Below are 13,774 nucleotides of genomic sequence, written 5' to 3'. Positions count from 1 at the left end.
AAATAAAAAAGCGCGGGTCTTGCCCGCGCTTTTTTTGTGTTTTCTGTTGAGCTTACGACCGCAATGCCGCCAGCTCCTCAATGCCGACATGGCTTTCTACCTCGCTGCCGCGCAGATGGAGGTAGAGGCCGATCGCGAAGGCGAGGAAGGCGATGAAGACCAGATACCAGGCGTGGGCCATCGGATTGATGGCAAGCGCCGTCGTTACGCCAATCGGTGTCAGCCCGCCGAAGACGGCATAAGAGACGTTGTAGGCGAAGGAGAGGCCGGAGAAGCGGACCGATGCCGGGAAGGCCCGCACCATGACATAGGGCACGGCGCCGGCCATGCCCACCGAAAGGCCCATCACGCCATAAAGCACGAACATGGTTTCGAGCGAGGTGCCGGCATAGCTGTAGAAGGTGAAGGTGGCGATGCCGAAGAAGATGCTGGCGCCCATGAAAAAGATGCCGGAGCCGACGCGGTCGATCAGCGCTCCGGCGATGATGACGCCGAAGATCAGGAACAGCGTGCCGAAGCTGGTACCGGCTAAGGCCTGCGTCGGGGTGTAACCGTAGAGCTTCTGCAGGAAGGTGGCCGTCATCAGCGTGGTGACGACGATGGCCGCTGACAGAACCCAGGTCAGCAGGGCGGAAATGATCACGCCACGCCTGTGATGCTTCAGCACGAGGCCAAGCGGCAGCTTGTCCGTGAGGGACTTCGACTTCTTCATCTCCATGTAGATCGGCGTCTCTTCCAGCCAACGGCGCAGATAGACGGCGATGAGGCCGAAAACGCCGCCAAGCAGGAACGGGATGCGCCAGGCGTAGCCGGCCACGTCTTCCGGTGTGAAGAGCGAGTTGATCGCAAAGGCGATCAGCGACCCCAGCATGATGCCGAACGAAAGCCCGGAGGTGAGGAAACCGCAGGCGAGGCCAACGCGGCGGAAGGGCACATGTTCGGCGACAAATGTCCAGGCTCCCGGTACTTCACCACCGATGGCGGCGCCCTGCAGCATGCGCAGGATGATGAGCAGGATCGGGGCCGCCACGCCGATGGTGGCATAGGTCGGCATCAGCGCCATGCCGAGTGTGGAGAGCGCCATCAGGAGGATGGAGAAGGCGAAGACGCGCTTGCGTCCATACCTGTCGCCATAATGGGCGAGCACGATGCCGCCGAGCGGCCGCACCAGATAACCGGCGGCGAAGATGCCGAAGGTCTGAATCATCACCAGCCAGTCCGGCATTTCCGGCGGGAAAAACAGATGGCCGATGACGGTGGCGAAAAATACGAAAATGATGAAGTCGTAAAATTCGAGCGCGCCGCCAAGGGCCGAAAGACCGAGCGTTCTGAAATCCTGGCTGTTGAGGGGACGGGCCGCCGCCGGGGTGGTGGTGGGAGACATAAGCCTGCTTCTTTTCTAAATTACGTATTACTTATGGGAATGCGGCAAGCGCGGCGGGATTTCAAGCCTTATCGATCCTCAATCGTCCAGGTATTTCGACGGACGATCGAGAAAGCGGCGCAGGAAGGCGATGTTTTCCAGTTCGTCATAGAGCCGTTCTGTAATGCCATCCTCATCGAAATAATAAATCGTCGCCTCTGGAATGGCTAAAAGCACGGGCGAGTGGGTGGCAATGATCAATTGCCCGCCGCTATCGGCCGCTTGGCGGATGATTGCCGCCAGTTCCAGCTGCTTTTGCGGCGAAAGTGGGCTTTCCGGTTCGTCGAGAAAATAGAGGCCAGCGCCGTGAAGCCGCCGGTGCATGATATCGAGGAAGCCTTCACCATGTGACCGTCGGTCGAGGCTGTTGTTCCTGACAATCCCGCGAAAGATCTCCGGCGTTTCCTCCGGAAAATCCTCGCCTTTCTTCAGGGCCTTTTCCCGTTCCCAGCGAAAATCGTCCAGCGCATTTTCGTTCTGCCGACGGATATAGCCCAGCACATCTTCGGCGCGCAGAAACATGCGTATCTTCGGATATTTCTTGCGGGCGAAATAGAAGGCCTTCGCCACGGTCTCGGCATGCTGGAGATAGAGGTCACCCTTGACATCGCCATGATTGCCAATGGCATAGGCCGTCATTCCCGCCGCCAGACCTTCCAACAATGTCGATTTGCCGGAACCGTTATTGCCGGCAAAAAAGGTGATCGGTGTCTTGAATTCGAGGCGTTCCAGATGGCGCATGGCTGGGACGGAAAAAGGATATTCCTCCCGTCCTTCCGGCTTTTCCTTCATGGCTACGCTGTCGAGAAACAGCATGTCGTAGTCCTTGCCAATATTGATCCTGTTCAGAAATGTTTCGCCCGAATGCCTGTTCGAGGCCCGTGCACCGGGGCGGGTGAGTGTGGCCGGAGCTTAACGCGTCGCGTGGCCCGCGCCAACGGCCCACTCAGTATGCTCCACCGTGTTGATTCTCGTGGTGATTTAGAGAGGTATGAAATAATAATTCAGATATTTAAAATAAATACTCTAATTTATTCGGTCTATTCTAAATATATCTGGTATTGTTAAAACTATAATTCTGATGTAAATGTCAGTTTAAGCGAGATATTCTATTAGTTTTTCATTCTTTTTTCTATTTTGAGGAATGGATGAGTTACACAGCACTATTTTCAGCCGGAGCCTTATTTTCCGTGATATTCGCGAGTGTGGCGGAAGCGCGGAAGGATCGTTTATTCGCCATCTCCGAATCCGGTGGCGGCGAGACGATTGCTCTCGTCTACGATTTGCCGAATACCCCCGCTTTTCTGGCGGAGGGAAACACGCTCGATCTCGGTTTTCTGAACAGCGACAGTGGCAGCGGTTATGTTCTGTATTATGGCGACCGTTATACCAGGCTCAGCGATGCCGATGTTGGGCGATTGAAGTCTAGGCTTGGTTTCGATCCGACGATCCAGCACCGCCTGGAACGCGCAGCCCGCGAAAAGCAGAATGAGCGCTGGAATCTGGCTATTTTTTTCATCGTGCTGGTGGTCGGCTTTTTTCTGGTCGTCCTTAAGGGTCTGGACGCCGTCCGGTGGTTTTGGCGATTGCTGACAATGCTCGTCGACACTGACAAAGGGCAGGCGGCTGAGCCTCACGATCCACTCAAAGCTCGCAAGAAGCGGCTGGTGAGACCTCAGTACAGCCGGCCTCGGACAGATTCCGTTGCCGCCAGCCCGGCGCCCCCGCCGGTGGAGGCCTCACCCCCGACAGGCGGCACGGCCCGGGCTTTTGGGCGCAGGACCAAGTGAAGCGAAACCGAATGGCTGCGACCGGTACTATTCGAACCGGTCGATGATGCTGATGCCGCTCTCCTGGAACCTATCCATTCCGGGCAGGGCGACGGCCGCTTCGGTCAGCGAGATATGGCGGCCAATCAGCTTTTCCGGCGCAAGCCTGCCGCTTTCGATCATGGCCAGCATGTCCTCGTAACGCCATGCCTGCATGCCGTGGCTGCCATAGATCTCCAGCTCATGAGCGATCACCCGGGCCATGGGAATGGCCGGCATGGCATGGTCTGCCAGCATCAGCCCCACCTGCACATGGCGTCCGCGCCGGCGCAGGTTGCTGATGGAATTGCAGCAGGTCTGCGGATGGCCAAGCGCATCCACCGACACATGCGCGCCGCCACCGGTGATGTCGCGCACCGCTTCGGCGACATCGGCAACGGAGCGGCTGTTGATGGTTGCGGTTGCACCCAGTTGCCGGGCGAGTTCGAGCTTGTCTTCGGCAATATCGATGGCGACGACCTGTGCGCCGAGGCCGGCGCCGATCATGATGGCGGAGAGACCGACACCGCCGCAGCCATGGACAGCCAGCCATTCGCCGCCCTTCAGGCGTCCCTGATCCGTCACCGCCCGGAAGGAGGTGGCGAAACGGCAACCGAGGCCGGCGGCGGTGGCGTAACTCATCGATTCCGGCAGGTGCACGAGGTTCTGATCGGCATAGTCGATGGCGACATATTCGGCGAAGGAACCCCAATGGGTGAAGCCGGGCTGGAACTGCGTTTCGCAGACCTGCTGATTGCCGGAGCGGCACTCATGGCAATGGCCGCAGCCGGAGACGAAAGGCACGGTAACGCGATCACCCGTCTTGAAGCGGGTGACGTTTCTGCCGACTGCGGAGATGACGCCGGCGAACTCGTGGCCGGGCACATGCGGCAGACGGATATCCGTGTCATGTCCCATCCAGCCATGCCAGTCGCTGCGGCAGAGGCCGGTTGCCTTCACCGCAATCACCACGCCGCCATCGCTCGGTGCCGGATCAGGCAGGGACGCGACTACAGGGGTCTCGCCGAATCGTTCGTAATAAAGCGCGCGCATCATGGCCTCATCATTGGTCCGCAGGTTCAATCCGAACCTGCTCTAGAGCATTTTCAGCAAAAGTGCGAAGCCGTTTTACGTCTGGGGAAGCGCTTCAGTCCTTGATGAGCATCAGGTCGCCGGCAGCGAATTTCAGTGTCACCCGCTCACCGACAGCGGGCGGCGCTGTGCCGGGGTCGTTGAACATGTCGAAGGACAGCGTCGAACCGCCCAGATCAAGGCGGGTGCGGATGACGGAGCCGAGGAACTGGCTGGAGGTGACGAGGCCGGAAATGGCAACATCGCCTTTCGCATCGCTGCCGAGGGAACCTGCTTCCGGGCGAAGTGCCAGCGTGATTTTTTCGCCATTCGCTGCATCGACCGGCTTCGGCAGGGTGATCTGCTGCTCTCCGACACGGATGGTATTGGATGAGGAATCCACCACGGTGGCGTCGATGAGGTTCAACGTACCGACGAAGGAGGCGACGAAGCGGGTGGCGGGTTTGTTGTAGATATCGAAGGGCGAACCGATCTGGTCGGCACGGCCGCCATTCATCACGACGATGCGGTCGGATATCGACAGGGCCTCTTCCTGATCGTGGGTCACGAAAATGGTGGTGATGCCGAGTTTCTGCTGGATCTGGCGGATTTCCTCACGCAGCGAGACGCGGATCTTGGCGTCGAGGGCGGAGAGCGGTTCGTCCAGCAGAAGCACTTCCGGCTTCGGCGCAAGCGCCCGGGCGAGCGCCACGCGCTGCTGCTGACCGCCCGACATCTGATAGGGGTAGCGGTCCGCCAGATGTTCCAGATGGATGAGCTGGAGCATTTCCTTCACGCGGGCGTCGATCTCGGCTTTTGGTTTGCCGGCGACTTTCAGACCGAAGGCGACGTTTTCATAGACATTCATGTTCGGGAACAGGGCATAGGCCTGGAACACCATGCCGATATTGCGCTGGTTCGGTCTGAGCGTCGTCTGGTCCTTGCCGTTGATGACGATCGATCCGCCGGTCGGGATTTCGAAACCGGCGATCATGCGCAGCACGGTGGTCTTGCCACAGCCCGATGGCCCGAGAAAGGAGACGAATTCGCCCTTTTCGATGGCCATGTTGAAATCATGCACGACCTGCACGGAGCCGAAGGATTTCTTGATGTTGCTAAGTGTCAAAAAGCTCATGAAAATCTTGTCCTCAGGCCTTGGGAGGCGCGCCCTTCTGATAGCGGGAAACGAGTTGGATCAGACCGAGGCAACCCCAGGTGATGCCGAAGGAAATCACGGCAAGCGCTGCCGGTTCATAGGCGCGGTTGGCGCCGAGCAGCTGCATGTAGGGGCCAAAGGCCGGGCGGTTCAAAAGGGCCGCCATGGTGAATTCACCGATGACGATGGCGAAGGTCAAGAACGCGCCCGAAAGCACGGCGACCAGTACATTGGGCAGGATGATGCGCGACAGGATGGTCGTCCATCCCGCGCCAAGGCTCTGCGCCGCTTCCGTCAGCGTCGAGACGTCGATGGTTCTAAGACCCGTGTCTACGGCGCGGTACATGTAGGGCAGGGCAAGCGTGGCATAACCGAACATCAAAAGCAGGTTGGTGCCGAAGGTCGTGCCGGTCAGTGGCAGCCAGCTCGAGGTGTTGTAGAGCCTGATATAACCGAACACGATGACGATGGCCGGAATGACCAGCGGTAGCAGCGTGATGAATTCGATATAGGGGCGCAGGCCCGGCAGTTTCAGGCGCACCCAATAGGCTGTCGGCACCACCAGAAGAACCCCGAAAACGATGGTGAACAGCGCCATCACCACCGAATAGCTGAAGGTTTCCTGAAAGCGCGGATCGGTGAGCACCTTGCCATAGGCATCGAAGGAATATTCGCCGCGCCGCATCTTCAGTGAAAAGTTGGTCATGCCGATCAGCGGCAGAGCGAAATAAAGGAGGCCGAATGTCAGCGCGCCCCAGGCGAAGAAACGCTTCATTTCAGCCACCTTTCGCTGCGGGCGCGTAGCCAGATGTAAAGTGCATTAGCGATGCCGGTCAGGACGATCATGCCGAAGGCGAGCGCGTAACCGAGATGCGGATTGCCGAGAACGTCGCCGCGGATTTGCGCGAAGAGCAGGATCGGCACGATGTTGAGCGAGGAGCCGGTGAGCGCGATCGCGGTGGCCACTGCGCCGAAGGCATTGGCAAACAGCAGCGACATGGTGCCGAGCAGCGACGGCAACAGGATCGGGAAAGCCACCATGCGCCAATATTGCAGGCCGGTGGCGCCGAGAATTTCGGCCGCCTCGCGCCATTCACGCTTCAGCCCGTCCAGCGCCGGCGTGATGATGAGGATCATCAGCGGTATCTGGAAAAACAGATAGGTGACCGTCAGGCCCCAGAAGGACAGGATGTTGAAACCGAGGAGCCTCAGATCAATGCCGATCTGCGTCTTCAGGAAGACGGTGAGCAGGCCGACCGGGCCAAGTGTAGCGATGAAGGCGAAGGCGAGCGGCACGCCGGCAAATTGCGAGGCGACACCGGAAAAGGTGAGAAGCGGGCCGCGGATACGTTGCGGCAGGCCACCCAAAACGACGGCTGCGGCCACGGCAAAACCGATCAGGCAGCCCAGCGCCGCGGAGGCGAGGCTGATCTTGATCGAGATCCAGTAGGCAGCAAGGATCGAAGAGGTGAAAAGCCCGGCAATGTTGTCCAGCGTGAAGCTGCCATCCGTTTGCTGAAACGCGCCGATGACGATCTTCATCGTCGGCAGGATCAGGAACAGCATAACAAAGACGGCAAAAGGTACGACGCCTATCCAGTTCAGCGGCAACTTTCTGCCCGCGTCGGATGGTCCGCCGGTGTTGTTTGATGGCATGCCTTGTCCCCAAACGCCGTTTTCAAAACGGTCTGTCTCTAAAGGTCTTTCTCGAGCACATCCGGTTAAAACGGAAACGTCGGACGCGCGCTCTATTTTTGTCTTGCGCATTTTCCGGACGTAAAACCGCGACGCACTTTTACTGGAAATGCTTTTAAAGAAGCACCCCGGCTTTGGATCGGCCGGGGTGCGTTTTCAGCAGTTTACTTCACGTTTGCGCCGACGACTTTGTCCCAGCCGCCGGTGACGGCAGCCTTGTTGGCATCAACTTCCTCGAGTGTCGGGAAGATCGCCTTTTCATAGGCTGCTGCCGGCGGCAGGCTGTCGATCAGTTCCTGCGGAACCTTGCCGGCCTTGACCATGGCGTTGAAGCGGATCGGGTGGCAATAGCCCTTCAGCCAGCCGAGCTGACCGTCGTCCGAATAGAGATGCTCCATCCAGAGCTTTGCAGCATTCGGATGCGGCGCGTAGGCGGAAATGCCCTGAACGTAAACGCCAGCGAGAACACCCTTTTCAGGCACGACGACTTCGGTCGGCGGGTTGTCGTTCAGCGTCTTCTTCCAGGAAAGGGCGTTGTAGTCCCAGGCGACGATGATCGGGGTCGCGCCCTGTGCCAGCGTGCCAGCCTTGCCGATGACCGGAAGGAAGTTACCAGCCTTGTTGAGGTCGGCGAAATACTTCAGGCCAGCTTCACCGGCTTCCTTGCCGGATTTCGCGCCGGTGGAAAGACCGGCGGCGAGAACGCCGAGGATCGCCTGGTTGGAGGCGCGCGGATCGCCAGCGAGCGCTACCTGACCGGAATATTCCGGCTTCAGCAGGTCGGCCCAATCCTTCGGCACGTTCTTGACGAGATCCTTGTTTACGAACATCGACATGACGCCGTAATAGTCGCCGTACCAGTAACCGTCGGCATCCTTGACGTTGTCAGGGATTTCGGCCCAGGTGGAGACCTTGTAGGGCTGCAGCAGGCCTTCGGCCTTCATCTGCGGTCCAAAGGCGAGACCGACGTCGACAACGTCAGGAGCCTGCGGCCCCTTATTGTCCTTGTTCGCCTTGACCGCTTCCACTTCGTCGGCGGAACCGGCGTCGGGGTTCAGTTCGTTGACGGTGATTTCCGGATATTTTGCCTTGAACGCGGCGATCACGTCGCCATATCCGCACCAGTCGTGCGGCAGCGCGACGGTGGTCAGCATGCCTTCCTTCTTGGCGGCAGCGATCAGTTCAGCGCTCGGTTCAGCGGCGGCAATCGCGGTGGAGGCGATGACCAGTGCGGTGGTCGTAGCAAGCAGTCGGCGGCAGTGAGAGATCACTTTTTTCTCCTCTTCGTGTTCTCATATTGCGGACGCTGATACGGAGTCTCGATGAAGCTAATGTGACGGTTGGATTGCAATTTATTTATCCGGATTCCGCCACTTTACACTCGTTTTCCGCCATCATCAGGCTTTTGTGCCTGCAATTGCGGGAGATTCCCCTCGTTATCCGATTGTCCAGATATGTTCCCCAGCTTGGTCTATTATCCTGTTTTATCGTGCTGGTAGCGATTACAGGTATCCAATCAGCGTGCGGCATCCGCGTCAAGTAAGTTGCCGGCTAGATAGTTTCATGTTCTTTCCGGCCTGCGGAACAGCCGTGTCTGTTCGAACAGCCCCTCGAGTGCGTTCATGCGTTCCTTGGTTTCATCCCAGGTGCCGTTCTGCACCGCTTCGATCAGGGCTTCGACCACGAACAGGGTGACGACGGAGGAATCCCACGCCGAGGGAGCCTCGATCCGGACCCGGAAGGTGTGCAGCGCATGGCGCGCCACCGGCGATGTCCATTGGTCGGTGAAGAGGATGATCTGCACACCGTTTGCCTTCGCGACTTCGGCCAACGTCGTCATGTCGTGCTCGTAACGGCGGATGTCGAAAATGACCAGCACGTCGCCGGCGCTCATGTTCAGCATATATTGCGGCCAGGCGCTGGAATTGGACGACATCAGCGTCGTTTTTGGTCGAATCACCTGCATGTGGGTGAAGAAATATTCGGCAATCGCGCCGGTGATGCGCCCGCCGACGAAATAGATGCTGCGTTTGCGGTCCGAGAGCAGCCTTGCCGCATTGTCGAAGACGGCAGTGTCGAGATCACCAAGCGTGTCGCGCAGATTGCCGGTGATGGCGTCGGCGAAGCGGTTGAGAATGTGCAGCCCGGGGGCATTGGTCGCCCAGCGGTCATGTTTGGCGACCGGGCCTGAGATCGTCGCCTCCAGCTCCTGATGCAGATGCGCCTGGAATTCCGGATAACCCTTATAACCGAGCTTCTGCACCATGCGCGCCACCGTCGGCGTCGAAACGCCGGCGTTTTCGGCGATGGTGGTGATGCTGCCGAGACCCGAAACCGGGTAGTTGCCGAGCAGGCTTTCCGCCAGCCGTTTTTCCGAACGGGTCAGTGCGTCGTAATGGGCATGGATGACATCCGAGACGGTGGCCGTCGTGCTGCGCAAACTTTTCCCCCTCCGGTCTTCTGCCGGTGCATGGCTAAAATAAACATCTGTGCCAGCCGCCGAGTCAATGGAAAAATGAAGAGAAAATTTCAAATTCCATTTGACACTCGCGATAATGTGAAGAATTCTTTTCGTCATTGGCGGGATAGCGGGTTTCCGGGCGGGGTCGTGCATGACGGTGCGTTCACGGTTTTTCACAGAAGCGGAGGGGAAGGCTGTCGGCGTCGAGAATGCGGCGGCGAAGGGCGATGTTCTTCTTGTCTGTGAACATGCCTCCGCCACCATTCCGCAGAAATACGGCACGTTGGGTCTTTCGGCGGATGTGCTTTCAAGCCATGCGGCCTGGGATCCGGGTGCTCTTGCCGTTGCCCGTCTGCTATCTGAAAAATTCCACGCCACGCTTGTCTATCAACGGTTTTCGCGTCTGGTCTATGATTGCAACCGCCCGCCCGAATCGCCTTCCGCGATGCCGGTGAAGAGCGAGATTTACGATATTCCCGGCAATTTCGATCTCGATGAAGCGGAACGTTTCGCGCGCACGTCGGCGCTTTACGTGCCGTTTCATGACCGCGTGAGCGAGATCATCGCGGAGCGGCAGGCCGCCGGCCGCAAGGTGGTGGTGGTGACCATCCACAGTTTTACGCCGGTTTATCACGGCCGGTTCCGCGAGGTTGAAATCGGCATTCTGCACGATAACGACAGCCGCCTGGCGGACGCGATGCTGGCGGGTGCCGAAGGGGCCTCGCTGACGGTCAGGCGCAACGACCCTTACGGGCCGGAAGACGGTGTGACACATACGCTGCGGCTGCATGCGCTGCCGGACGGTCTTTTGAATGTCATGATCGAAATCCGCAACGATCTCATCGCCAATGAAGGGGAACAGGCGGCTATTGCCGGTTTCCTCCACGAACTTATGGGGAAAGCGCTCTCATCGATTGAAGAGTGAGGGAGCAAGGGCTGGCCGATGGTGAAGACACCGGGGCCGCCGTCAAAGGAGACTGCCGCCATTCGATAAAGCCGGCCAGAGAAGCCGGAAAGACGCGAAGCGGCAAGGGAACAGCAGTGCGTGCGGCAGATCGCGGCAAACATCCGTGTGACGCTGAAAACTGGGGCACAATCGGCCAATAATGGCTGACTGGCTTGTTTTTTTCTTATCAGGAGAGAAGGGCATGGACAGTTCATCATCGGGCGTCAGCTACAAGAAGGCTGATGCATCCTATTTCGAAAAACGCGGACTTTCCCGTTATGCGGGGGTATGGTCGCTCTGGGCACTCGGCGTCGGAGCGGTTATTTCAGGGCATTTCTCCGGATGGAATTTCGGCTTTTCCACCGGCGGCTGGGGCGGCATGCTGGTGGCGGGCATCATCATCGCCATCATGTATCTCGGGCTGACATTTTCGATCGCGGAAATGAGCCCGGCCTTGCCGCACACGGGCGCGGCCTATTCCTTCGCCCGCACGGCCATGGGCCCGTGGGGCGGTTTCGTCACCGGACTTTGCGAGAATGTCGAATATGTGCTGACGCCGGCGGTCGTCGTCACCTTCATTACCGCTTATGTGAATTCCATTCTCGGCCTTGATCCAGCCTATTCGCCGTTCGTGTGGATCGTGTTTTATGCGATTTTCCTTGCGCTCAACGTCTTCGGGCTGGAGCTTTCCTTCAAGGTCACGCTGGTCATCACGCTGATTTCGCTTGCCGTTCTGGTGTTCTTCTGGATCAGCGCCATTCCGAATATCGATTTTTCGCGTTTCGCGCTCAATATTGGCGTCGGACCGGACGGCAAGGCTGTGGAACTGCCGGAAGGCGGCGGCTCCTTCTTCCCCTTTGGTTTCTCGGGCGTTCTTGCCACGCTGCCTTTCGCGGTGTGGCTGTTCCTCGCCATCGAGCAGCTGCCGCTGGCGGCTGAAGAATCGGTGGATCCCAAGCGCGACATGCCGAAGGGCATCATTCTCGGCATGGTCACGCTGATGGTCTCGGCCTTCATGATCGTGCTGCTCAACCCGTCCCTGCCGGGCGTCGGCGCCTTCCATCTCAGCTCCTCGCTGGAACCGCTGCTGGATGGCTTCAAGGCGATCTATGGCGATGGCGGCGTGGTGCTGCTCGGTCTCGTGGCGCTCACGGGCCTGATCGCCAGCTTCCACACGATCCTCTATGCGCAGGGCCGCCAGATCTATTCGTTGTCGCGTGCGGGTTACTTCCCGACCGTGCTGTCCATCACCCACTCGAAATACCGCACGCCATACGTGGCCAATATTACCGGCGCCATAGTCGGGCTCGCGGTCATGCTGGTCATCTGGTTCTCGCTGGGTGCGGAACAGGGCGGCAGCATCATCGGCAGCGTGCTTTTGAACATGGCCGTGTTCGGCGCCATGTTCTCCTACATCATGCAGGCGATTTCCTTCATTCTGCTGCGTAAGAACCTGCCGAATATCGAGCGGCCGTTCCGTTCGCCTTTCGGCATTCCGGGTGCATTGCTGACGATCATCATCGCCATCGTGACGCTGCTCTACCAGATCCAAGATCCGAACTTCACCAAGGGTGTGCTGTGGGTAGCCGTATGGTTTGCGGTTGCCATCGCGTATTTCGCCTTTGTCGGACGCCATCGCCTCATCCTGTCGCCGGAAGAGGAGTTCGCGCTGGAGCACAAGCAGGCTGCCGTTGCGGCAGCGGCTGCAAAGGCCTGACGCTCAAATAAAACGGGCGGCCGTTTCCCGGCCGCCCTGTCTGCGCAATCAAGGGAACGGACAAAATGACGAGCTACACATTCGACGCACTTAAAATGGATGTCGCCGAGGGGCGCATCGACACTGTTCTGGCCTGCCTTGTCGACATGCAGGGGCGTCTGATGGGCAAACGGTTCCAGGCGGAATTCTTCGTTGAAAGCGCCTTTGAGGAAACCCATAGCTGCAACTATGTGCTTGCCACCGACATGGAGATGGAAACCGTTCCCGGTTACAAGTCCTCGAGCTGGGAAAAGGGATATGGCGATTATACGCTGAAGCCCGACCTTTCGACGCTGCGGAAGGTGCCGTGGCTGGAAGGTACGGCGCTGGTTTTGTGCGACGTGCTCGACCATCACACCCATGAAGAAGTGCCGCATTCGCCGCGCGCGCTCCTGAAAAAGCAGGTGGCGCGGCTGGAGGCGATGGGGCTGAAGGCCTATATGGCGACCGAACTAGAATTCTTTCTGTTCGACCAGACCTTCGATGCGGCGCGCGCCAGCGGTTATAAAGACCTCAATCTCGCCAGCGGCTATAATGAGGATTACCATATCTTCCAGACGACCAAGGAAGAGGATGTCATGCGGGCGTTGCGCAAGGGCCTGCAGGGTGCGGGAATTCCGGTCGAGAATTCCAAGGGCGAGGCGTCTCCCGGTCAGGCGGAAATCAATGTGCGTTATGCCGAGGCGCTGACCATGGCTGACCGGCACGCCATCATCAAGAACGCCACCAAGGAGATCGCCTGGTCGAAGGGCAAGGCAGTCACGTTCCTTGCCAAGTGGAACTACAATGCCGCGGGCAGTTCATCGCATATCCACCAGTCGCTCTGGAGCCTGGACGGTAAGCCGGCCTTCCTCGACAAGGATGGCGAACATGGCATGTCGGATGTGATGCGGCATTATGTTGCCGGGCTTCTGGCGCATGCCAGCGACATCACCTATTTCCTGGCGCCATACATCAATTCCTACAAGCGCTTCATGGCTGGCACGTTTGCGCCGACAAAGGCGATCTGGAGCCTCGACAACCGCACGGCAGGATACCGCCTTTGCGGCGCGGAAACCAAGGGCATCCGTATCGAGTGCCGCGTCGGCGGGTCGGACCTCAATCCCTATCTCGCCATGGCCGCTCTTCTTGCAGCGGGCATTGACGGTATCGAAAATAAACTCGAACTTGAGCCCGCTTTTGTCGGTGATGCCTATGGCGGTAAGGACGTGCGCGAGATACCCAAGACATTACGCGACGCGACCGCCTTTCTGGACGGATCGAAAATGCTGCGCCAGGCCTTTGGCGACGACGTGGTCGATCACTACGTGCATGCCGCAAGGTGGGAGCAGGAAGAATACGACCGCCGCGTGACCGACTGGGAAGTGGCACGCGGTTTCGAGCGAGCGTGAAACCATGGCGTTGTTGAAATCTCAATCGCATAGTATGCTGTTGCTATTACCTCAATGGGGGCGTGGC

Annotated in this window: 12 protein-coding genes; 4 read left to right on the top strand and 8 right to left on the bottom strand. The window is 58.7% G+C overall.

Features of this window, described 5'->3' with window-relative positions; translation table 11 throughout:
• Nucleotides 1-52 precede the first annotated feature (52 nt).
• On the bottom strand, nt 53-1,384 hold the full coding sequence (locus tag ATU_RS10515) for an MFS transporter (RefSeq protein WP_010972099.1): 1,332 nt from the start codon (nt 1,382-1,384) through the stop codon (nt 53-55).
• Between the two features lie 78 nt (nt 1,385-1,462).
• The gene (locus tag ATU_RS10510) at nt 1,463-2,239 is read right to left on the bottom strand and encodes an AAA family ATPase (RefSeq protein WP_006310510.1); all 777 of its coding nucleotides are present in this window, start codon (nt 2,237-2,239) and stop codon (nt 1,463-1,465) included.
• A 332-nt stretch (nt 2,240-2,571) separates the two neighbouring features.
• Here ATU_RS10510 and ATU_RS10505 point away from each other — a divergent pair, with 332 nt between their 5' ends.
• Nucleotides 2,572-3,213: a hypothetical protein gene (locus ATU_RS10505; protein ID WP_010972098.1), complete on the top strand. Its 642-nt coding sequence runs from the start codon at nt 2,572-2,574 to the stop codon at nt 3,211-3,213.
• A 27-nt stretch (nt 3,214-3,240) separates the two neighbouring features.
• Here the strand turns inward: ATU_RS10505 and ATU_RS10500 are convergent, their stop codons facing one another.
• From ATU_RS10500 to ATU_RS10475, 6 genes are all read right to left on the bottom strand, one after another.
• Nucleotides 3,241-4,284 carry a zinc-dependent alcohol dehydrogenase family protein gene (locus tag ATU_RS10500; RefSeq protein WP_010972097.1) on the bottom strand — a complete coding sequence of 348 codons (1,044 nt, stop codon included), beginning with the start codon at nt 4,282-4,284 and terminating at the stop codon, nt 3,241-3,243.
• Nucleotides 4,285-4,378: 94 nt separating this feature from the next.
• Entirely contained in the window at nt 4,379-5,437 is a 1,059-nt protein-coding gene (locus ATU_RS10495) for an ABC transporter ATP-binding protein (protein WP_010972096.1), read from the bottom strand.
• Nucleotides 5,438-5,450: 13 nt separating this feature from the next.
• Nucleotides 5,451-6,233 (bottom strand): ABC transporter permease, encoded by a 783-nt coding sequence (locus tag ATU_RS10490; protein WP_006310499.1) that lies wholly within the window; start codon nt 6,231-6,233, stop codon nt 5,451-5,453.
• Nucleotides 6,230-7,114: an ABC transporter permease gene (locus tag ATU_RS10485; RefSeq protein ID WP_006310498.1), complete on the bottom strand. Its 885-nt coding sequence runs from the start codon at nt 7,112-7,114 to the stop codon at nt 6,230-6,232. The genes ATU_RS10490 and ATU_RS10485 overlap by 4 nt, the downstream gene beginning before the upstream one ends.
• A 203-nt stretch (nt 7,115-7,317) precedes the next feature.
• A complete protein-coding gene (locus ATU_RS10480) occupies nt 7,318-8,424 on the bottom strand; it encodes an ABC transporter substrate-binding protein (RefSeq protein WP_010972095.1) in 1,107 nt (368 codons plus the stop codon).
• A 290-nt stretch (nt 8,425-8,714) separates the two neighbouring features.
• Nucleotides 8,715-9,593: a MurR/RpiR family transcriptional regulator gene (locus tag ATU_RS10475; RefSeq protein ID WP_010972093.1), complete on the bottom strand. Its 879-nt coding sequence runs from the start codon at nt 9,591-9,593 to the stop codon at nt 8,715-8,717.
• Nucleotides 9,594-9,765: 172 nt separating this feature from the next.
• Here ATU_RS10475 and ATU_RS10470 point away from each other — a divergent pair, with 172 nt between their 5' ends.
• The 3 genes from ATU_RS10470 to ATU_RS10460 all read left to right on the top strand — a co-directional run bounded on the left by ATU_RS10470 (nt 9,766) and on the right by ATU_RS10460 (nt 13,707).
• A complete protein-coding gene (locus ATU_RS10470; protein ID WP_010972092.1) occupies nt 9,766-10,539 on the top strand; it encodes an N-formylglutamate amidohydrolase in 774 nt (257 codons plus the stop codon).
• A 223-nt stretch (nt 10,540-10,762) separates the two neighbouring features.
• Nucleotides 10,763-12,277 (top strand): amino acid permease, encoded by a 1,515-nt coding sequence (locus tag ATU_RS10465; protein ID WP_010972091.1) that lies wholly within the window; start codon nt 10,763-10,765, stop codon nt 12,275-12,277.
• A gap of 65 nt (nt 12,278-12,342) precedes the next feature.
• Nucleotides 12,343-13,707, top strand: coding sequence for a glutamine synthetase family protein (locus ATU_RS10460; protein ID WP_010972090.1), 1,365 nt, complete (start codon nt 12,343-12,345; stop codon nt 13,705-13,707).
• Nucleotides 13,708-13,774: the final 67 nt, after the last annotated feature.

This window comes from Agrobacterium fabrum str. C58 (assembly GCF_000092025.1).
In the GTDB taxonomy this organism is placed as follows: Bacteria; Pseudomonadota; Alphaproteobacteria; order Rhizobiales; family Rhizobiaceae; genus Agrobacterium; species Agrobacterium fabrum.
The sequence above is the reverse complement of the archived record's forward strand: the minus strand, read 5'-3'. Positions and strand labels throughout refer to the sequence as shown.